The sequence below is a fragment of the Natronosalvus halobius genome, assembly GCF_024138145.1.
Lineage (GTDB): Archaea > Halobacteriota > Halobacteria > Halobacteriales > Natrialbaceae > Natronosalvus > Natronosalvus halobius.
The window spans coordinates 1-19,699 of record NZ_CP099998.1 but is presented as its reverse complement, the minus strand read 5'-3'; the positions used below and the strand labels follow the sequence as shown (position 1 = coordinate 19,699).

Here is a 19,699-nt window from a genome sequence, read left to right as displayed (position 1 = left end):
ATAGGCCGTTTGCGATTTTGTCGTATGCGAGTTGCGTTACTCGGCGGTACCGGAGACATCGGTGCAGGACTGGCACTGCGACTGGCAGCCGACAGCGACCACGAGGTCGTCATCGGGTCACGAGATGCTGACAAAGCAGCCGACAAAGCGGACGAATACGAGGACACGCTGGCCGACGCGAGGATCGATGCCTCAGTCGACGGCGAGGCCAATCCCGACGCTGTGTCCGGCTCACACGCCGTCATCCTGGCGGTCCCGCCGTACTACGTGACAGACACCATCGACGCGGTTGAGGCCGAACTTGACGACGAGGCCATCCTGGTGAGTCCCGCAGTCGGCATCGATGTCGACGACGAAGGCTTCCACTACGATCCGCCGGGCGTTGGGAGCGTGACTGAACTGGCAGCCGAACACGCTCCCGCCGACGTACCGGTTGTCGGTGCATTCCACAACCTGGCTGCGGGACGGCTCTCGAACCTGGATGCGTCACTCGACGTCGACACGCTCGTTACCGGGGAAGATGCCGATGCCAAATCGACGGTGATGGCGCTGGCAGAATCTATCGACGGGATTCGTGCACTCGACGGCGGGCCGCTGGCCAACAGTTCGGAAATCGAAGCGCTCACGCCACTGCTTATCAATGTCGCAAAGTACAACGACGGAATGCACGATGTGGGCGTTGAGTTCAAATAGAACACGTTGGCGCCTCGTTCCCCACATGGACGTCTATCCTCAATAACGGGAAAATCCCGTGTCCTGAGGCCGAAGGGTGGGCGCGAGTTGCGTACACTCAACCACGCTATTACCGACGATGCTCGATCGGCTATTCACTTTTAACCCATTGACTACATTATAGGTGCAAACGCCAACATGGCCATTGTCTAGTGAGTAAGGCCGTCACCTGGATCATGCTGCGCCCATACGTGACCAGCGACAGGTCCACGACGGTCTGGACTTGCTCGGATTTGTCGCCTCAAAAAATCTTGAATGGTGCCCGATGGACTACTCGTACATTCGCGTGCTGATGACGTGGCGGTTGATCTCGTTGGTACCCTCGTAGATCTGCATACCTTTGGCAACGCGCATGCGCCGCTCGACGTCGTAATCCTTGGAGTAGCCACGCGAGCCATGGACCTGAACGGCCTCGGTGGTCACGTCCATCGCCGCGTCGGTTGCGTAGGCTTTAGCCATCGCCGCCTCTTGAGTGACGCGCTCGCCTCGATCACGCTGGTCGGCCGCTGACAGCGTCAAGAGCCGAGCAGCCTCGACTTCCATCGCCATGTCGGCGAGTTTGAAGCCGACACCCTGGAACTCGCGGATGGGCTTGCCGAACTGCTCGCGCTCGTCGGCGAACTCGCGGCTGTCCTCCATTGCACCCTGGGCGACGCCGACGGCCTGCGCCGCGGTGCCGATGCGGCCGATGTCCAGCCCCTCCAGGGCGTACCGGAGTCCCCTGCCCGGCTCGCCGACGATGTTCTCCGCTGGCACACGCACGTCGTGGAACCGCACCTCGCTCTCGATGGCTGTGTCACCCTCCATACAGGGAATGTTGCGGACGAACTCGACGCCGTCGTGCCTCCTGGGTTCTGGGAGGCCGACCAGCGTGAGCCCCTCTTCTGTCTTGGTTACGAGCAGCATGAAGTCGGCGACGTGGCCGTTTGTCATCCACACCTTGTGGCCGTTGATGACCAATTCGTCGTCGTCGCGGTCGGCAGTCGTTTCCATCGAGGCGGCGTCGCTGCCTGCGCCGGGTTCGGTCATTCCGAGCGAAACGATCCACTCGCCCGTGCAGGCACGCTGCAGCCACTCCTCACGCTGCCACTCCTCGCCTTCGGTGTAGATGGGGTAGCCCACGAGCGACGCGATAACGTTGACAGCCCCGGCCAGAAGCTTCCACTTTCGAGAGAGTTCCTCGTTCGTGATGGCGAACGACCGGTAGTCCAGTCCCGCACCGCCGTACTCTGTGGGGTAGGGGACGCCGCTCAATCCCTCTTGCCCGAGCTGGCGTACCAGGTCTTCGGGGAACTCGCCAGCATCCTCGTACTCGTCGATGACGGGGTCGACTTCGGACTCGACGAACTCCCTGACGGTTTCACGGTAAGAACGATGCTCCGCCGTCAGTTCAAACTCGGTAATCACGTTCGCTCCCTCGGACAGGACCGACTTAACGATTACTCACGTCCAGACCAGGGTCAATAGGTCCGGTTCTCGGCAGCACGACCAGGGAATTTAATTCGGCTGCCTACGAGGTAACAAGTAGCATGGAGCCAGTAATCGTCGCAGCCTACCGGACACCGCAGGGGAAAGAAGACGGCGTGTTCGCCGACGTCCGCAGTGAAGACCTTTCGATACCAGTTATCGACGAACTCCTCGAGACGACTGGACTGACCGGCGACCACGTCGAGGACCTGCTGTGGGGCTGTGTCAAACAGGAAGGTGAGCAGGGTAACAACCTGGCACGGGTTATCGCGCTTCTCTCCGAGCTGGGCGAATCAGTCCCGGCAACGACCATCGACCGCCAGTGTGCCTCCTCGGCGCAGGCGATCATGACCGCGGCCGATGCGATTCGGGCGGGCCAGCGCAACTGTCTGATCGCCGGGGGTGTCGAGAGCATGAGCCGTGTCGAGCGCGCCAACGATATCAGCGAAGTGCCCGGGTTGGCCGCGCAATACGACGTCGAGGCGTTCCGGATGGGAAACACCGCCGAAGCCGTCGCCGAGCGGTTCGATGTCTCCCGGAACGACCAGGACGAATACGCCGCCCGCAGCCAACAACGGGCCTGTGAGGCAACCAAAGCAGGGCGGTTCGACGACGAGATTGTCCCTATCGACACTGGAGAGGAGGTCATCACCGACGACGAGGGCCTTAGACCCGGAACGACCGCCGAGAAACTGGCGAAACTACCGACAGTCTTCAAAGAGGATGGCACGGTTACGCCGGGGAACGCCTCCCAGATCAGCGACGGTGCGGCGGCAGTCATGGTCACGAGCCGGGTGTTTGCCGAGGACCACGGTCTCGACGTGCTGGCGTCGGTCGGGGACCATTCGGTCGCCGGTGTAGACCCCGAAATCATGGGAATTGGGCCGGTTCCTGCCGTGCGGAATCTCATAGACAGGGCCGGAACGAGCATCGACGACTACGGACTGGTCGAACTCAACGAGGCATTCGCTAGCCAAACGCTGTACTGCCAGCGGGAACTGGGCATCGACGACGACGTGTTCAATGTCAACGGCGGTGCGATTGCTATCGGTCACCCCCTGGGTGCGTCGGGGGCGCGTCTCCCAGTGACGCTCATTCACGAGATGAACCGCCGGAACGTCGACCGTGGTATCTCGACGATGTGCGTCGGCTACGGCCAGGGTGCCGCAGTCGAGTTCGTGCGCGACTGACGGTGGCGCGTCCGCGGCAAGCGCATACTGCCTTTCGTGGCCGGTTCGTTTTCGATCGGAGGAACTGTCGACTTGTCACGGCACGGACGAGCGAAAGCGTCCTAAACCGTGTTTTGTGTGGTCATTGTTTCACGAGCGCCAGCGCTATGAACGACCCACAGTGGTCGAGAACGAGGAGAACGAGCTTCCCTGGCAGCGGATGGACACGTCGCCGCGTGGCTGGCCCTTCCACGGTGAGTACGGAATGGCTCATCGCAGTGTAATTCGCTGTCGGAGAGCCGACATACGTTCCGTTTGCCCGGGTTCGTGAGTCGACGTTACAGCGAGTTGATGTCGGTGTTCGGAGGATACCAGTGACAGAGGTCGCCCGTACCGCTGCCGACCTGGGTGTTGATCTCGTCGGTTGAGGTGATGTAGTTGGTCGTCATGGTCGGAACGTTCAGTTCGTTGCGAATCTGCTCGCTGTGGCGCGCGAGTACGTCCGTGTCGAACCTGGGTCGGTCGTTGGAGGTCGTCTGTCCGGCGACAACGGTCATCAGATCGACGCCATACTCGTCGAGTTGACGGCCAATCTGGAACGCGTCACCGAGGTTGTTCCCGTTGGGCCGCCAGTCAGTTGCGGGAATTTTTACCGTGATCGGCTTGTCGTCCGGCCAGACCGCTCTGACCTCTTCGAACACTTCCAGTGGGTAGCGGAGTCGATTCTCCAGGGAGCCGCCGTACTCGTCGTCGCGCTCGTTGGTGAGCGGCGAGAGGAAACTCGACAACAGGTATCCATGGGCCATGTTCAGTTGCAGGACGTCGAAGCCGGCGTCCGCTGCCCGCTGGGCAGCGTCGGCGAACTGTGCACGAACCCGCTCCAGGTCGTCGTCGTCCATCGGAGTCGGCGTCTGGCTCCGGCCGGTGTACGGTGTCGCCGACGCTGAGATGATGTCCCAGGAATCGCCGTCCGAAAGCGGCCGGTCGAGACCGTATTCGCGAGGCTTGGTCGCGGCTCGCTGGCCCGCATGGAACAGTTCGATGCCGACCTTCGTGTCACCAGCGTCGTGAACGGCGGAAACGGCATCCGCCCACGCATCGAGGTGACCTTCCTCGTAAATACCAGGCGTGCCGGGACTAATGCGACCGCGTGCCGAGACCGCCACCGGCTCGGTCATGGCCAGCCCAGCCCCGTCGGTCCCGATGTCGGCGAGTCGCTGTATCTGTTCGCTGGCCGGATGTCCGCTCGTACCGACGGAACTCGGTCCTGGCGCGAACACGGCGCGGTTCGACAGAGTCACGTCCGCAAGCGTGAACGGCTGGAACATGGGCGGCGTGGCGACCGCCTGAGATTCGTTCCCGCCGTCGGCGTACTGGGCGTACCAGCGGTCGAAGTTGTCCGTATAGTCGCCGTCGCGGATTTTCAGTTCGTCGTAGGAAATCTTCCCACTCCGTGTGAGGAGATTGAACGCGAACTGTTCCGGAGGCAGGTCCGTGTAACGCTCTGTCTGCTCGAAGTATTTCCGGCTCTGGGTGGCGGCCTCCTGGATCCCCTCGACCCGCGGGCGGCGCTCTTTCTCGTACCAGTTGAGCGCGCCCTGCATATTGTCTGTCCCGTACTCTTCGAAGCCCTCATAGAGGGCGATCGCGTCTTCCAGCGCCATCTTCGTCCCGGCACCGACCGAGAAGTGGGCCGTGTGGGCCGCGTCGCCCAGAAGTACGACGTTGTCGTGTGACCAGGTCCGGTTCTTGACGATGGGGAAGTGCCGCCAACTGTAGAGCTTGGATTCGAGTTCGTACCCCTGGAGGTGATCAGAAAACAGGTCTTCGAAGTACGCCAGCCCTTCTTCCTCGTCTTTCTCGTCGAGGCCCGCGGCCTCCCAGGTCTCTTCGGTACACTCGACGATGAACGTGCTCTTGCGTCCAGGATAGGCGTGAACGCGCCAGAGGCCGTGTTCGTTCTCGCGAAAGATGAACGTGAAAACGTCGAAGGGTTTCTCCGTCCCAAACCAGGCGAACTTCGCATCGCCCATCTTCATCCGCGGTTTGAACTGGTCCTCCCAGGTCTCGCGCGTGGTGCTATTGAGCCCGTCGGCTCCAATGAGCAGGTCCGCGTCGTCGCGGTACTCCTCGGGGTTATCGACGTTGTGATCCCAGTACATCTCGACGCCCACCTCTGCACAGCGCTCACGGAGGATATCCTTGAGATCTGAGCGCATGATGCCGGAGAAGGTATGCCCGCCACAACGAATGCGTTCACCCTCGTAGTGGATGTCGATCGGGTCCCAGAGTGCGAATTTCTCCGTAATGCGGTCGTGGGACTTGTAATCTGCCTCCCGAAGTGCGCTCAGCGTGCTATCGGAGAACACAATGCCCCAACCGTAGGTGTTGTCCTTCGGGTCGCGCTCGTAGACGGTGATGTCCCAGTCGGGATGTTCTTTTTGTAACAGCAGGCTTGCGTACAGTCCGCCAGGTCCGCCACCGATTACGTTGATGTCCATAGTTGATCGTATGTCCAGTCGTTCACGCGTCCCATTCGTTCTCGATGACCGTCTCGAGTCGCTCGTACTGTTCTATGTCCGGCACCGTTGGGAACAGCAGGAGTTCGTCACAGCCTTCTTCCTCGTAGCCACGGACGAACTGGATGACTTCCTGGGGCGTCGTCAGCAAGCCATCGGCAATGCGTTCGGCGAACGGGCCGGTGAACTCATAGTAATCGAGCAGGTACTCGCGGCCCTTCTCGGCGGCCTCGTCGTCGCCGAGCGCGAAGTAGCCGTGGCCCCATAGCGTCGGGTCACCCGGCCGGCCTTCCTCGTTCCAGGCACCCCGTGCTTTCTCGGCCTCTTTCGCGAACGCTCGCGGCGGTCCGCCGCCATGAATGTATCCGTCGCCGTAGCGGCCGACTCGCTTGTACGTTGGGTCGCTCGAACCGCCGATCAACAGTTCGGGGCCGCCCTCCTGGACAGGGTCCGGGCCGATCTCGTCGCTCTGCCAGATATCCCGAAGTTCGTCGAGTTGTTTCGTAAAGCGGCTACCTCGACCCCGGAATTCTGCGTTGGCAGCCTCGTAGTCCTCCCTTCGGGCACCGAGTGCCACGCCGAGAGTTAGTCGGCCATCCGAGAGTACGTCCACTGTGGCCGCTTTCTTTGCGAGCAGTCCTGTGCTGCGAACCGGTCCCGCGACGATGGAAGTCGCCAGACGGATGTCTTCGGTGGCACCCGCACAGACGGCCAGCGTCGACAGCGGATCGAGACTGTCGTAGACGATGCGGTCGAAGACGCCGATGCTCGAGAACGGTCCGGCTTCGGCTCGTTTTGCCCACGACAGCGTCAAATCTGCGTCGGCACCAGTCAGTGTGTTGGGGAGTCCAATGCCTACCTGCATCTATGGTCCGATCATTTCGGTTGTTTATATATAATCGTTTCCCCACGATTTTCGAGTGTCGACACTCGCCAGCACTGCTACCGGTTTATTTTCGTAATAGAAAGCTATCAGAGATAACGACCGTGGCCGCCTGACGAGGCGGTAACCCATAGAATTATTATTTTCTGTCTCCCAGAGTGGGATACTCGGCCCGGCCATGATAGACTACGTCGATCTCCAGACAGACTTGACGAGCGAAGAACAGTTGGTACAGGAAACGGCCCGCGATTTCGTCGAAAACGAGGTGAAACCTGATATCGGCGAGCACTGGATCAACGGTACGTTCCCGAAAGATCTCATCCCTGAGATGGGAGAGATGGGCTTTTATGCCCCAAATCTCGACGGCTACGGCTTGCCGAACCTGAGCGAGACGGCTTACGGGCTGTTGATGATGGAACTCGAAGCCGGTGATTCCGGACTGCGTTCTATGGCATCAGTCCAGGGTGCGCTGGTCATGTACCCGATTCACGCGTTCGGGAGCGAGGCGCAGAAAGACGAGTGGCTCCCCGCGCTCGGAGCCGGCGAGAAGGTTGGGTGTTTCGGCCTGACCGAACCCGAGCATGGGTCGGATCCGTCGGCCATGGAAACGTATGCCGAAAAGGACGGCGACGAGTACGTCCTCAACGGCTCGAAGACCTGGATTACCAACTCACCGATTAGCGACATCGCCATCGTCTGGGCGAAAGATCGGTCCGCCGACGACAATCCGGTGCGTGGTTTTCTCGTCGAGACTGATCGCGACGGTGTTACCACAAACAAGATTGACGAGAAACTCTCACTGCGAGCGTCGATCACGGGTGAGATTGGCCTGACCAACGTCCACATTCCAGAAGACAACGTTCTGCCGGATGTCGAGGGCATGAAGGGTCCACTGTCCTGTCTCACCCAGGCACGCTACGGGATCGCCTGGGGCGTCGTCGGCGCCGCGAAAGATTGCTTCGAGACGGCGCAGCAGTACGCGACCGACCGCGAACAGTTCGGCAAACCCATCGGTGGCTTCCAGCTCCAGCAGGAAAAACTCGCTGAGATGGCCACCCAGATCACCACGAGCGAACTGTTAGCCTATCGGCTGGCCGAACTCAAAGAACGGGGCGACCTCCGCCCGCAGCACGTCTCGATGGCCAAGCGTAACAACGTTCGGATGGCTCGCAACCAGTCACGAATCGCCCGGGAGATGCTGGGCGGCAACGGCATAACCGCTGACTACCCGCCGATGCGCCACATGGCCAACATAGAGACCGTTTACACCTACGAGGGCACCCACGATATCCACACCCTGATTCTGGGCCACGACTTGACTGATATCCCCGCCTTCGAATAGCCGTTTTCGAGCCGTTTTCGAGCCGTTTTCGTGTCCACAACATCTTGGCCACGAGCTGGTGGCGCCCAGACACGACGGATCAGTGACAGTACAATTTAAATAGCCTGGTTCGATGGGTTGTGATAGGATGACACAGCGACGGCATTTGACTGATACCGATTGGCTCGACGACGACCACTTCGAGACCCGCCCCGAGACCGACCAATCTTTTGAGAACGCCCTGGAGAAAGCGCGGGCGGGCGAGCGGTTGATGGTCGCCGACGGAATCGAACTCATCACGACCGGGACCGACACGGAGGGTATTGACCCGGCTCGGAAAGAGCAGGTGTTGCAAGCCGCTGACCATCGCCGCGCCGAGGTGGTGGGCGGCGAGGTGACGTTTGTCGCCAATCTCAACAACAATCTCACGACCGCCTGTAACACTGGGTGTCTATTCTGCAATTTCAAAGACCCTGCCGGAGAGTTCGAATCGAATACCCAAATCGACCACAACGGGTTCACGAAGACACCTACGGAGTCACGCGAGATCGTTCGCGACGCCGTCGAGCGCGGCATCTACGAAGTGACGTCCGTTTCTGGCCTCCATCCCGCGTTCGCTCTCAATGAGGACCATCGCGATATTCTGGAAGCCAGCGATTGGGCAGAAATCAACTACAGGCCATCCGATCACTACGAGACGGATCCACAGACCTACGTCCGTCACGTCGAAGCGATGAGCGTCGATGGTGTCCACGTCCACTCGATGACGCCCGAAGAGGTCGCTCACGCGCGACGTGGCACCGACTGGTCCTACGAGGATGTGTACCGCCAGCTTCGAGACGCCGGTCTCGACAGCGTCCCGGGGACTGCCGCGGAAATACTCGTCGACGAAGTCCGGGATGTCATTTGTCCCGGGAAGATCGACACGGGTGGTTGGGTGAATGCAATGGAAGCCGCCGCGTCGGTGGGGCTCGACATGACGGCCACCATCATGTACGGTCACGTTGAGAACGCCGCCCATCGTGTCGAGCACTTAGACGTCGTCCGCGAATTACAGGACCGTACCGGTGCCATCACCGAGTTTGTCCCGCTCTCTTTCGTCTACCCAGATACGCCGCTGTACGAGAAGGGGATGGTCGATGGCGGGGCCAGTACTGACGAGGACGAACTGATGATTGCCGTCTCGCGGCTCTACCTGGACAACGTCGATCACATTCAGTCTTCGTGGGTGAAATACGGCGACACACAGGGGCTGAAGATGCTGAACTGCGGAGCCGATGATTTCATGGGAACCATCCTGTCGGAGGAGATAACGAAGCGGGCCGGCGGCTCGCACGGCGAGTTTCGGTCTTTCGCGGAGTACGTGGACATGATAACGGCCATCGGCAGAGTGCCGGTCGAGCGATCGACCGATTACCGACAGCGCCGACGGCTCGACCTGTCTGCGAAGACGCATGGACCGATACTCGGGCCGAAAGCCGACGGCACGCCGCTCGTCGAGCCCGAAAAGCGGTCTGCGATGATCGAATGAACAGGGAATCGCCGTTTCAGGCTTCGGAATCGACGACCGCGAACCCTTCTAGTTCGATCAGCGCGTCTTCTTTGAAGAACTTGTTTACCTCGAACAGCGCCATGGTGGGGTACTCGTCGAAATACGCAGCAAACACCTCCCCGAGCGGGTCGAGTTTGTCCACGTAATCATCGCGATCCGCGACGAACACGTTGAGTTTGACGATGTCGTTTGTCGTGCCGCCGGCTTCCTGCACGACCGTCTGGAGGTTCTCGAGGGCCTGTTCGAACTGGCCAACCAGGTCGTCCGGAGCGACGATGGTTTCGGTCTCGTCGGCACCGTCTTGCCCGGCGAGAAAGAGGAGGTCGCCGTCGGAGACCTTGATGCCGTGGTTAAATCCACGTGGCGGTGCGAGCGAATCGGGATTGATGATTTCTTTGTCCATGTGAGTTACTCGTGCGGTGTGACAGTACGGACTACCGAGGAAGTGATAATAAACGTGGCGCCCCGAACAGCATCGGCGCAGTCACTTCGCCGTCCACCCGCCGTCGACGGCAAGACACTCACCAGTTATATACGAGGCCATGTCACTCGCGAGGAACACTGTCGCGTTCGCGATTTCCTGCGGGTCAGCAAAGCGGCCGTTCGGAATGTCCGCCAGAATGGATTCGTGGAGGTCCTCGTTTTCTTCGATAGCCTCGGTGAGTTCGGTCGAAACGTACCCCGGTGCGATAGCGTTGACCCGCACGTCCGGCGCCCAGTCCAGCGCCGCACTCTTCGTCAGGCCGACGAGGCCGTGCTTGGAGGCAACGTAGGCGTGCTGGCGTTTCGTCCCGACGAGGCCGGAAATTGATGCGACGTTAATGACACTCCCGCCCTCCGATTCCAGCAGGTACTCACCTGCTTCGTGGGTGCAGGTAAACGCTCCCTGGAGGTTCACATCGATGGCCGACCGAAAGTCCTTGGGGTCGACCGTATTTGGCCTGCCCATGGCCGAGACCGGGTTGATACCCGCGTTGTTGACGACGACGTCGACGCTGCCGAGTTCGTCGGCCGTCTCCTCGAACAGGGCAGCGACCGCTGCCCCATCGGTAATGTCAGTGGAGATGGCCAACGACTCGCTCCCCAGCTCACGTATTCGCGCCGCAGCGTCGTCGACGTCGCTTTGGGTACGCGACGTCGGGACGACTGCAGCCCCTGCCCCAGCCAGCGTTTCGGCGATAGCGCGCCCGATACCTCTCGTCCCACCCGTGACGACAGCAACACTGTCGGAGAGATCGATCGTGGTATTCGGTTTGGTCATCATCTCAGTAACCGTCGCCCCCCATCTAATTCGTTTTTATAATACTGCTTACAACAATCTGGGTAAGTATCTGTTCGGCGTCCGAGCTGGAGCGTGGTCAACGGGCAACAGTCCGGTTTTTCAATTCTAACGTCTTGACTCGCTACGAAACCACATCTATTGCCGACGGTCGGTAGTCAAGACACATACCGAGAACGCGAAGTTGCGTGAAGACGAGAGGACAGTAGCGACCAACGATAGCGATACCAATGAATGAAGGGCGGATTCGCCGGTCAATTCACACTGACAGGCGCGACCAGCGAGATTACTAATCGTCGTACAGCAGTCGTAGCTCGAGTTCGTTGGCGGCGCCGGAGACCAGGTCAGCGATCTCCTGTCTGAATCGCTCGCCTTTGAGACGGTTCTTCGGCCCGACGACTGCAACCGCTCCTTCGACAACCCCCTCACACACGACGGGCGCGGCAACACTGCGGATCCCCGAGATGGCCTCACCGACGTCGAACGCGACACCGTGTTCTCGGATGGTCTCCAGTTCTGACATCAGTTCGTCGTAATCCGTAATCGTGTTCTCCGTCTTCTGTGGCAGACCCTGTTGGTTCAGGATGTCGTCGACGCGGTCCTGTGGAAATTTCGAAAGTATAGCCTTCCCCGGGGCATGGTAATGCAGCCGCGTGTGGCGACCGATCCGGCCGGAGGTCTGGACCGCCCGTTCACCGAGCGCCTTCTCGACTCCGACGCAGTACCCCCGTTCCTCGACCATTAGCCATGCTGCCTCGTTCGTGTCCGCCGAGAGCTGATCGAGAACCGGTGGCACCTTACGCGCGATCCTCAGTTTCCGCTTGGCGTGGACGCCGTGGTCGAGAAACTTGAGACTGAGCTGGTACACGCCGTCGTGGTCGATCAGGTATCCGTTTTCCTCGAGCGTTTTAAGGTAGTTATGCGTCGTACTCTTCGGAAAATCCAGATCGGCCGCGATTTTAGAGAGGGTGGGCTCGTCGAGGCGCTGGACCGTTTCAATAATTGTGAACAGTTTTGTTCCCGCCTTCACTTCGTACTTCATGCATCACAATTCTCCATTGGTTCTGTATCGTTTATAGATGCCCCCTATATTAAGGATTGTGACTGATCATCACGATACTGTGGCCTGAACATCCGTTCAGCATTGATGAATCATTGCAACTCGTGTTCTAGGTTCCGACTGGCGAATCCTGGTGAAATATTCGACAGAACGTCCCGCTCGAACGCGTTACTGTGCCGGAGTGATGGTGCCCGAAAAATATTGGCGGCTATTCGTTAGCGACGACGGGTTGATTCACAGAAGTACTTGCTATAGAGCATTGCTGCCCTTCGGCTGGTGACTCGTGAATCGCCGTATATCGGCGAGGAGCCATCGCCGAACGTGAATAGCGCCTCAGGCCAACCAGCGTCGGCACCACGGCGGACGATATTGCGAATCTCATCGGGTTGTAAAAGGTCGGCCTCCGAGCGGGCCGTAGTAGGTGCAGTACGTACAGGTCTACCGACAGGCCGACTTCAGTGGCACGAATACGTTTCGAAAATAGGTGAGTGCAGGCGCTGGGTCGACGTTGCCTGGATCGACCGTCAGTAGTCACTCGACGGCTCTCTGGTCGGCATCATGGAGCCCCCATAGCTGTATCTGGTGTGCACATGAGCGATCACAGCTGTTTGCAGTGACTCCTACTAATAACCACCGTGGGCAAGGAGGGGTACTTTTATAGGCTCAAGTTGGGTGATACTGGGTATGGTGAACGCGACGTTCACGGTTGAGAACCACGCAGCCTACGTCACGATCGAACGCGAAGACAAACTGAACGCAGTAGATTCAGAAACCAAGCGCGCCATCATCGACGAGCTGGACGCGTACAAAACGGACGACGCCGTCAGGGCTGTCGTCCTGCAGAGTGCCGGGGACAAGGCGTTCTCTGCCGGTGGCGACGTAAAGGAAATTCCAGAAGTCGACTACTCCTTGCAGTACTTCACAGAGAGCTGGGACGAGCTGTTCACGACGATGCGAAACCTCGGCATGCCGACGATAGCCAAAGTCGACGGGATCACACTCGGCGGCGGGTTCGATCTGCTATTACGGTCGGATTTCGTTATCGCCGCGGACAACGCCCACATTGGTCAGCCAGAAGTCGACCTCGGTATCGTCAATCACTTCTCGCCACCGATGTTGCTCCAGCAGGTCGGACTTCGAAAGACGTTCGAACTACTGATGACGGGCGAGACGATTTCAGGTGCAGAGGCGGCCGACATTGGCCTCGTAACCCGTAGTGTGCCACGCGACCAATTGGACGAAGAAGTGGACGGCCTCGTCGAAACGCTGGTCAACAAGAGTCCACGCATCATCAAGAAACTCAAGGACGGCATTTACGCCAGCACGAACATGACGCCGGACGCCGCTGAGCGACACCTCGAGCGAATATCGCTCGAAAGTGCACGCAATGACCCCGACTATCGTGAAGGCGTCGACGCCCACCTCAATGACCGCGACCCGGAGTGGGTCGTCGAGTAACCGTCGATGTCCGCCGTTTTCCAGCCTTCTTCTCACTCTCCTGTTTTTAGCTCCGTATCTCCGTAGCGACATGCTGCTTGCCCAGGCACGTTACTAGGATCAAAACACTTGACAGAGCGACAATATGTGGATATAGAGGTGCGGCACCCGATAGTTGGAACTAAGCGGAGCTATACGCAGATCTGGACATGCCTGTAACCTGAACCGCTGTTCATTATCGGTGAAATCACTGTCGAGGTTTGAACGAGAGAATCACCGGATAACGAGGCTCAGAACAGGGTGTTTGTAAAAACACGCCGACTATCTCGGAGCTTGGCCACAAGGGGTCACCAGTCCAGTCGTGATAGTTTCGATAGCCACCGATAACAGGACTATGGTTGTTATTTTTCCGAGTGTCCATGACTGCACAGCAACTCTCGACTTCCATATCGAACCCAGAGAATCAGGAATTATATCAACCGCCTGGGTCTACCTTTGAGTAGAATGTCAGGCGAGAACGGGGACACGGACCGGACGACTCCGGACGAGAGATCTACGACACCGCGCGACAACAAGGTCGCGAGGCTCATCGAGACCTACCAGTTAGGGCCGACGTACGGAGAGAAGTTAGCAGACCTCTGGACGGCAGACGGTGATCGACGGGAGAGTTTACGCACACTCGCCGACAGATTCAACAAGCGCCTACTCGAAGCAGCAATGACCGCCGCCGGTATGTCGACGGTTGACGGTGAAATTACCAACTTCTATCGTCTGTTGACAGCTGACAACGTAAGCAGCGGGAACCAAACTGAGGCTCGACAACGGCTCGAACAGGCAGGCGTCGACGTCGACGAGTTAGAGCGCGATTTCGTGTCCTACCAGGCGATACGGTCGTATCTCAAAGAGTACCGCGAAGTAGAGTACGCGCGCGATACTGATACCACCCGCGTCGAGACCGTCACCGAAACACTGCAGCGCTTAAAAACGCGGACCACCTCGGTCACCGAGAGCAGCCTCGAACAGCTCCGCAATACGAACCAGATCACGCTTGGTGAGTTTCGTCTGTTCATCACAATCAACGTACTTTGCGAGGATTGTCAGACCCAGTACGGCGTCATCGAATTGCTCCGAAATGGGGGCTGTAACTGTCCCGACGACGGTTCCAATCAAGGATGAATAGCGAGGCGTTTGACAACTGGCACCCGAATTGGCAGTTAAATCTCTGTCACTCTATCGTGCCGGTCTGGAAGCGCCTGTGCGTCTTCGGGCAGCAACGCGACGACAAGGTACTGCACATAGTCAGCGAAATACGGAACGAGTTCGGCGAGCCGGTCGGCGTCGATTGCCTCGAGGGAGTCCAAGAGCATAAACGGGACTGTCTCGTGGACGTCGTGTACCAGATACCCTGCCAGCGCGAACGTGAGACCGGTAATTTCTCGTTCGCTCTCCGATAGGTGGTCGATGGTGTCTTCATAGGTCGTTCCCGAGTCCGTGGTACGGACGACGTGGAGTTCGAACACCGATCTTTCAACCTTTCGACGTCCCTCTCGAACCGTTTTCTGGACGCGCTCGATCCAAATCCGCGCCAGATTTTCGTAACCCAGGATATCGAGGATTTCATCCATGTGCTTATTGAACTCCTCGACAGCAGTCTGTTCGATCCGGTCGATACGCGTTCGCTGGCGTTCCAGTTCGTCCTGGATTTCCGCACAACGATCCTGAAGCATCGATTCTTCGTCCAGTCGGCTCTCAATGGATGAGATTCGGTCGGTGACGTCGTCGCGTTTCGATTCCAGCCGACCCAACTCGAATTCGAGCTGGTTCGCCTCCTTGTGCAGGTCGAGGACGTTCGAGAAATCCTCCGATTCGAGCTCCTCAACTTCCGCCTCGACGGTCTCGACCGCCTGGCTGTGTTCCTCTCGCTGGTCGCGCAACTCCTCGACCCGTGATTCTCTGTGATCGATTTCGTCTTCGATTTCAGCCAGCTTTCTGTCGAGAGACTCGCGACGCCTTTGTTGCTTTTCCCGCTCGCGTTTCTCCGCGCGAAGGTCGTCGAGTTCGTTCTCAATCTTGCGGATCTCTTCGAGTTGGTCCTGACAGATGGACCGGATCGTATCGACCGTCTCATCGATTCGTTCGGGGTCGACTTCACTGCCGCATGTCCAGCAGGCGACCGAATCGTCTTCAACCAACTGATCCGTGAGAGCACCCTGGTCCGAGTTCTCTCCTCCGAGAGCCTCCGTAACGGCCGACTCTTCGCCCCCGAGTATCTGCTCGTTGAACTGAATAACGTCCTGGAGGGTGCTGAGTTGGGTTTCAAGGGCTCGTTTGTTCCCGCGCAGCGTCTCGATCTGCTGATCGATATGTGCGCGGTCCTCCATCGGCGTCTCAGGAATTTCGTCCTGCTCCTCTTCGATTTCCGCTCGCTCGCGTTGGAGCGATGCGATACTCTCCTCTTGCATGCCGATATCTGATCGGACGGATTCCAGATCGGACCGAAGATCGCGCAGATCCGCTAACCTGGACTCGAGTTCGTCTTTTTCCGCTCGCGTCTCGCTGACGTCAGCGTCCATCGACTCGAGTTCCGCTTCATTTTCGGCCAACTCGGCTCGCTTTTCCTCTATCTCGGACTCAATCTCTTGTTTCCGCTGCTCGAGCATTGGGAGATCCTTTTTTAACGAGTCGAGTTCCTCGAGCTGATCGTCTATCTCGGTACGTTTACTCTCGAGTCGGTCGATCTCAGCTTCGATTTCGTCGATATCGACAGGCCGCATGATGATGTCACGGAGGTCATCACTTCGGACGACGGCCTGGCGCGCCTCGTTGGATTCCAACAAAAACGAGAACAGGTCAGCCGTCGTCGAGTCCTCGAGATAGGGGTCCCCACTGAAGACGACTGTCCCGTTTTTCCGGCGTAGTGTACGTTGATAGGTGTTTCCGTCGATTGTCAACTCGACCATTCCTTCGTCGGCATCGCCCTTGAGTGAGACGTTGTCGCTCCCCAGTGCAGCCATTATCGTCTGCAAGAACGAGGTGCGGTTCGTCGCATTGCGGCCGGTCAGAATCGAAATTCCCGAGGTGAGATCGACCGCTGTTTCGTCGATACCTCCGATATTACGTGCGTGTACAGTTGCTGTCTTATCTGTCGTCTCTGCCTTCGCCATATATCCCTACGTATTGGAGGGATGAATAAATAATTGATCGTTGATTCGTGTGGTGTTGTTCAGATAAGCTGATTCCAGCAATGTGCAAAACTCTGGAGCCATGTTTCTGCGGTTATTGAATCAGCAGTTCTGAAATAGTTTCTGAACGAGTATGTTTGTGGTCATACTTGCTAAAAGACACGTTCGGTGGCGTGCCGATTTCTGTGGCGTTCGTATCGAAATTGGAAGCCGTGGTTGTGCAGTGTAGCCTGTAGCCACGGTGGGGAATCGACGAGAGATACGGCATCGGAGATTCGTATTTCTTGGAAAGTTCGGCAAGGACCCTCGAGTTGACAGCGGTAATTTGCGCCGGGAAGATCTGGGATGAATGAATTTGTTGATTCAGGATTGACGGGGGCGTACAGCCAGTAACACTGGTCGTGCCTTGGATCCCTATCTCGTCGACGGTGACGTGGTCCGGTAACATGCCGGATGTAAGATGTACGTCCACCTTCGGCACCCAGTTGTGAACGGTGGGTCGAACCCGTTTGACACCAAAATAATCGAATACACAAACAGTATGCAAAAGTGACGATATACGAAAATGGGGCTAGATACTGAGGTACATTAGCTCACGCGGTGTCGCTTCTTGCTTTACGAACCCTAACTGAATTTCTGTGCAAGATTCGTTAAGGCGGTCGAGTTTGGATATCTCCCACGAATTCCAGCGCCTCGCTCCGTCAATCTCTGGTTAGAACACCGCCGTGCGTGTGACATTATCGAACCACGGTCTGGTTGCCCCCTCACCGTAACTCGACGCAATATTCCGCGAATACAAGCTCCGGGGGTTACAACAAGAATTGAACAAATAGTCCACAAGCCGACCACCGAGATCGGAAATATCGCACGTGAGGGGGCGCCTGACGGCCGTGCGTACATCTCTTGAAACACTTGCGTTGTCGAGTACTCAATCACGAACTGTCGACTGCCGATAAAAAAGCGAAACCGAGTTCCGAAGCTCCGACGAAGCGTCACCGAAGTTAACCTAATCGACCGAGATGGATTTCAAGATCGCTCGGTAAACAGTGGGTGAAGGGCGTCAGTGTAGTCTGTACCGATCAACCGAGATTCTCCGGTGAGCCACGTATGGCGTAGCTTCTGAGCGATACGTGGCTAGCCGTCCAATTATTGAAGCAATGAGACTGCTAACAACTATGAGGGCTGGTCTTCCTTCCCCTGTGAATAACTCAATGGTATAGCGACTGGTGGTTTATAGGGTTCAAAGGAACGAGAAATAACAACACTGAGAAACTTGTACCAAAGCTTCGGCATCGCAGCAGTCAAAATTCAGTAACTCATTGATTCATTGATTCACTGATCGGTGTCTTGCTTGGCGAGTTCGCGTATTTTTTCCTTCGTTTCGTCTCGGTGCTCGCCGAATGCCACCTCGAAGACGCCGCGGTAGAAGTGTTTGTTCTTCTCCAACGTGACGTCTTCCCGCTTGAGTTGCTTTTTCAGGCGGGTAAACGTGATCTCGACGTCCTCACTTTGCTCAGGTTCAACATAGATCGTAGCTGAATCCCAATCCTTGCGGATGTTCAGCGGTTCGTCGCCTGCTTCTTCTACCTCCCTGCTTGAGGAATCTGTATCGGCCGTGGTAGCGGCCCTCTGCGGTTTTGATTCTTGTTCGGGTACCGCAGTTGTCTCACGACCTTGTCCTTCTGATTCCGGCGTCCTCGTGGTCTCTTCCTCAGTAACAGCGTCACTATCTTCGTCTGACGGATCTTCGAATCGCTCGTCCATTCCTCGAGGCATATTTACACCTCCACCTGCGTTTTGTCGAATGCCTGTTCCATGGTCTCTGCAACCTCTATGAAGAGGTCGCGCTCCACCTGTTGGTCGTTCGCGTCCTCCCATTCGAAAATATCTTGTCCATTGTCCCAAGCGCGCTGGATTGCCACTCGCATCGGGAGTTTGAAAATTGGTGCCATCGATGCGAACGACTCGTCGAATTCATCCAGGAATTTCTGTGACTGGCCGTCGTCTCGGTACATATTCGCCAGGAGCCCGACGATTGCGATCTCTATTTGCTGGTTGTCCTCTATCGATTCCAGCTGATCCCACAGGTCGTCCAGGGCATCGCGTGATGTTGCCTGGGTTTGTGCAGCCAGGAAGACGTTTTGTGCTGCGATAAACGCTGCATCTGTCAAGACCGAGAGATCAGGAGGGCAATCGATGAGGATGAAATCGTAGTCGTATCCGTCCTCAACCAGTCCCTCAAGGGCGATTTTCAACGAGAGGCGGGCGTTCGAATCGTCCATCCAATCTCGAGCAAGGCCCATGTCTTTGTGGCTCGGAACGAGATCAAAGTTCAGGTGGTCGAACTCGTTGGCTTCAATCACGATCTCCGAAAGCCGAGTATCGTGAGTACGCGGATTGTCGACGAGAACGTCCAGGAGGTTCGCGTCATCGGTAACAAGTGTGTTTGGAAGGTCGTTCTTTGGGCTCGATGGGTCGTTTTCGTCGCCTGGTCCCAGTCCAAGACCCTTCGTCATGTCGGCCTGTGGGTCCATATCGATTGCTAGAACATCGTGGCCACGAGTGCCCAGCGCCGCTGCGCTGTTAATTGTCGCCGTTGTTTTTCCGGTTCCACCTTTCTGATTCCCGAAGGCAATCGACGGGATTTCAGTCGATGGCGTAACGCCCCATCCGCGAGGTAATTCGGACATGATTCGATCATTGAATCAATGACTCATAAATCCTCGTCAGACAATTTGCTGCGTTTCTCTTTTACCTCTTCTGGCGAATATCGCGGCTACGTACGCTGTATGCCGTAAATTCGACGGTTGAACAAATCTCACTGATTCATGGATTCAGTGAATACTGGCTTCCTGAACTCATTGGATCACGTATTCATTCAGTTCCTGATCTGCATTCCTGGGAGTTGCTGAGCTTTCGGTCTATTGCTCTCCCCTCTCTCGATTCACAATTTCACTGATTCATGGAATCAATAAGTTCAACACAAAGTTATTAGACTCTTAGAGTCAGATACTCTGTGATTCAGTTATTCAATATATTTGGGAATGCTTGATTCATTGGTTCATTGGCTCATTGTTTCATTGATTCACTGACTCATG

Annotated in this window: 15 protein-coding genes and 1 pseudogene; 6 read left to right on the top strand and 10 right to left on the bottom strand. The window is 57.3% G+C overall.

Going from position 1 to position 19,699, the window contains the following annotated elements:
• The first annotated feature begins 24 nt into the window (after positions 1 to 24).
• Positions 25 to 693: an NADPH-dependent F420 reductase gene (gene npdG / locus NGM15_RS17065; RefSeq protein ID WP_253438708.1), complete on the top strand. Its 669-nt coding sequence runs from the start codon at positions 25 to 27 to the stop codon at positions 691 to 693.
• A 309-nt stretch (positions 694 to 1,002) separates the two neighbouring features.
• On the opposite strand, the gene NGM15_RS17060 is transcribed toward npdG, so the two are convergent.
• Complete coding sequence (locus tag NGM15_RS17060; protein ID WP_253438705.1) at positions 1,003 to 2,139, bottom strand: acyl-CoA dehydrogenase family protein; 1,137 nt, start codon at positions 2,137 to 2,139, stop codon at positions 1,003 to 1,005.
• 122 nt (positions 2,140 to 2,261) lie between these two features.
• Between NGM15_RS17060 and NGM15_RS17055 the strand changes: the two genes are divergently transcribed.
• On the top strand, positions 2,262 to 3,389 hold the full coding sequence (locus NGM15_RS17055) for a thiolase family protein (protein WP_253438702.1): 1,128 nt from the start codon (positions 2,262 to 2,264) through the stop codon (positions 3,387 to 3,389).
• A gap of 317 nt (positions 3,390 to 3,706) precedes the next feature.
• On the opposite strand, the gene NGM15_RS17050 is transcribed toward NGM15_RS17055, so the two are convergent.
• Together NGM15_RS17050 and NGM15_RS17045 are read right to left on the bottom strand one after the other, a co-directional pair.
• On the bottom strand, positions 3,707 to 5,869 hold the full coding sequence (locus tag NGM15_RS17050; RefSeq protein ID WP_253438699.1) for an oxidoreductase: 2,163 nt from the start codon (positions 5,867 to 5,869) through the stop codon (positions 3,707 to 3,709).
• Positions 5,870 to 5,891: 22 nt separating this feature from the next.
• Positions 5,892 to 6,752 (bottom strand): LLM class flavin-dependent oxidoreductase, encoded by an 861-nt coding sequence (locus NGM15_RS17045; RefSeq protein ID WP_253438697.1) that lies wholly within the window; start codon positions 6,750 to 6,752, stop codon positions 5,892 to 5,894.
• 196 nt (positions 6,753 to 6,948) lie between these two features.
• On the opposite strand from NGM15_RS17045, the gene NGM15_RS17040 reads away from it, so the two are divergent.
• Positions 6,949 to 8,112: an acyl-CoA dehydrogenase family protein gene (locus NGM15_RS17040; protein ID WP_253438694.1), complete on the top strand. Its 1,164-nt coding sequence runs from the start codon at positions 6,949 to 6,951 to the stop codon at positions 8,110 to 8,112.
• Between the two features lie 145 nt (positions 8,113 to 8,257).
• Entirely contained in the window at positions 8,258 to 9,622 is a 1,365-nt protein-coding gene (gene cofH, locus NGM15_RS17035; protein ID WP_253438691.1) for a 7,8-didemethyl-8-hydroxy-5-deazariboflavin synthase subunit CofH, read from the top strand.
• A 16-nt stretch (positions 9,623 to 9,638) separates the two neighbouring features.
• Here cofH and NGM15_RS17030 read toward each other — a convergent pair whose 3' ends face one another.
• The 4 genes and pseudogenes from NGM15_RS17030 to NGM15_RS17015 form a co-directional block, all read right to left on the bottom strand.
• On the bottom strand, positions 9,639 to 10,046 hold the full coding sequence (locus NGM15_RS17030) for a RidA family protein (RefSeq protein ID WP_253438688.1): 408 nt from the start codon (positions 10,044 to 10,046) through the stop codon (positions 9,639 to 9,641).
• An 81-nt stretch (positions 10,047 to 10,127) separates the two neighbouring features.
• Entirely contained in the window at positions 10,128 to 10,907 is a 780-nt protein-coding gene (locus tag NGM15_RS17025) for an SDR family NAD(P)-dependent oxidoreductase (protein WP_425494495.1), read from the bottom strand.
• Positions 10,908 to 11,211: 304 nt separating this feature from the next.
• Complete coding sequence (locus NGM15_RS17020) at positions 11,212 to 11,964, bottom strand: IclR family transcriptional regulator (RefSeq protein ID WP_253438683.1); 753 nt, start codon at positions 11,962 to 11,964, stop codon at positions 11,212 to 11,214.
• A gap of 268 nt (positions 11,965 to 12,232) precedes the next feature.
• Positions 12,233 to 12,510 (bottom strand): annotated as a pseudogene (locus NGM15_RS17015) (7,8-didemethyl-8-hydroxy-5-deazariboflavin synthase subunit CofG); the annotation flags it as partial.
• A 156-nt stretch (positions 12,511 to 12,666) separates the two neighbouring features.
• Here NGM15_RS17015 and NGM15_RS17010 point away from each other — a divergent pair.
• Together NGM15_RS17010 and rdfA are read left to right on the top strand one after the other, a co-directional pair.
• Positions 12,667 to 13,440, top strand: a complete 774-nt coding sequence (locus NGM15_RS17010) for an enoyl-CoA hydratase/isomerase family protein (RefSeq protein ID WP_253438680.1) — start codon at positions 12,667 to 12,669, stop codon at positions 13,438 to 13,440.
• A 483-nt stretch (positions 13,441 to 13,923) separates the two neighbouring features.
• Positions 13,924 to 14,595: a rod-determining factor RdfA gene (gene rdfA / locus NGM15_RS17005; RefSeq protein WP_253438677.1), complete on the top strand. Its 672-nt coding sequence runs from the start codon at positions 13,924 to 13,926 to the stop codon at positions 14,593 to 14,595.
• A gap of 38 nt (positions 14,596 to 14,633) precedes the next feature.
• On the opposite strand, the gene NGM15_RS17000 is transcribed toward rdfA, so the two are convergent.
• The 3 genes from NGM15_RS17000 to NGM15_RS16985 form a co-directional block, all read right to left on the bottom strand.
• Positions 14,634 to 16,583 carry an archaea-specific SMC-related protein gene (locus NGM15_RS17000; RefSeq protein WP_253438674.1) on the bottom strand — a complete coding sequence of 650 codons (1,950 nt, stop codon included), beginning with the start codon at positions 16,581 to 16,583 and terminating at the stop codon, positions 14,634 to 14,636.
• Positions 16,584 to 17,933: 1,350 nt separating this feature from the next.
• Positions 17,934 to 18,365, bottom strand: coding sequence for a DUF8160 family protein (locus NGM15_RS16990; protein WP_253438671.1), 432 nt, complete (start codon positions 18,363 to 18,365; stop codon positions 17,934 to 17,936).
• A 14-nt stretch (positions 18,366 to 18,379) separates the two neighbouring features.
• Positions 18,380 to 19,291: a ParA family protein gene (locus tag NGM15_RS16985; RefSeq protein WP_253438668.1), complete on the bottom strand. Its 912-nt coding sequence runs from the start codon at positions 19,289 to 19,291 to the stop codon at positions 18,380 to 18,382.
• Positions 19,292 to 19,699: the final 408 nt, after the last annotated feature.

What these genes read in the sequence shown, in the direction of transcription:
- npdG (WP_253438708.1), top strand. Translation starts at nt 25, where the DNA reads ATGCGAGTTGCGTTACTCGGCGGTACCGGAGACATCGGTGCAGGACTG.
- NGM15_RS17055 (WP_253438702.1), top strand. Translation starts at nt 2,262, where the DNA reads ATGGAGCCAGTAATCGTCGCAGCCTACCGGACACCGCAGGGGAAAGAA.
- NGM15_RS17050 (WP_253438699.1), bottom strand. Translation starts at nt 5,869, where the DNA reads ATGGACATCAACGTAATCGGTGGCGGACCTGGCGGACTGTACGCAAGC.
- NGM15_RS17045 (WP_253438697.1), bottom strand. Translation starts at nt 6,752, where the DNA reads ATGCAGGTAGGCATTGGACTCCCCAACACACTGACTGGTGCCGACGCA.
- NGM15_RS17040 (WP_253438694.1), top strand. Translation starts at nt 6,949, where the DNA reads ATGATAGACTACGTCGATCTCCAGACAGACTTGACGAGCGAAGAACAG.
- NGM15_RS17030 (WP_253438688.1), bottom strand. Translation starts at nt 10,046, where the DNA reads ATGGACAAAGAAATCATCAATCCCGATTCGCTCGCACCGCCACGTGGA.
- NGM15_RS17025 (WP_425494495.1), bottom strand. Translation starts at nt 10,907, where the DNA reads ATGATGACCAAACCGAATACCACGATCGATCTCTCCGACAGTGTTGCT.
- NGM15_RS17020 (WP_253438683.1), bottom strand. Translation starts at nt 11,964, where the DNA reads ATGAAGTACGAAGTGAAGGCGGGAACAAAACTGTTCACAATTATTGAA.
- NGM15_RS17010 (WP_253438680.1), top strand. Translation starts at nt 12,667, where the DNA reads ATGGTGAACGCGACGTTCACGGTTGAGAACCACGCAGCCTACGTCACG.
- rdfA (WP_253438677.1), top strand. Translation starts at nt 13,924, where the DNA reads ATGTCAGGCGAGAACGGGGACACGGACCGGACGACTCCGGACGAGAGA.
- NGM15_RS17000 (WP_253438674.1), bottom strand. Translation starts at nt 16,583, where the DNA reads ATGGCGAAGGCAGAGACGACAGATAAGACAGCAACTGTACACGCACGT.
- NGM15_RS16990 (WP_253438671.1), bottom strand. Translation starts at nt 18,365, where the DNA reads ATGGACGAGCGATTCGAAGATCCGTCAGACGAAGATAGTGACGCTGTT.
- NGM15_RS16985 (WP_253438668.1), bottom strand. Translation starts at nt 19,291, where the DNA reads ATGTCCGAATTACCTCGCGGATGGGGCGTTACGCCATCGACTGAAATC.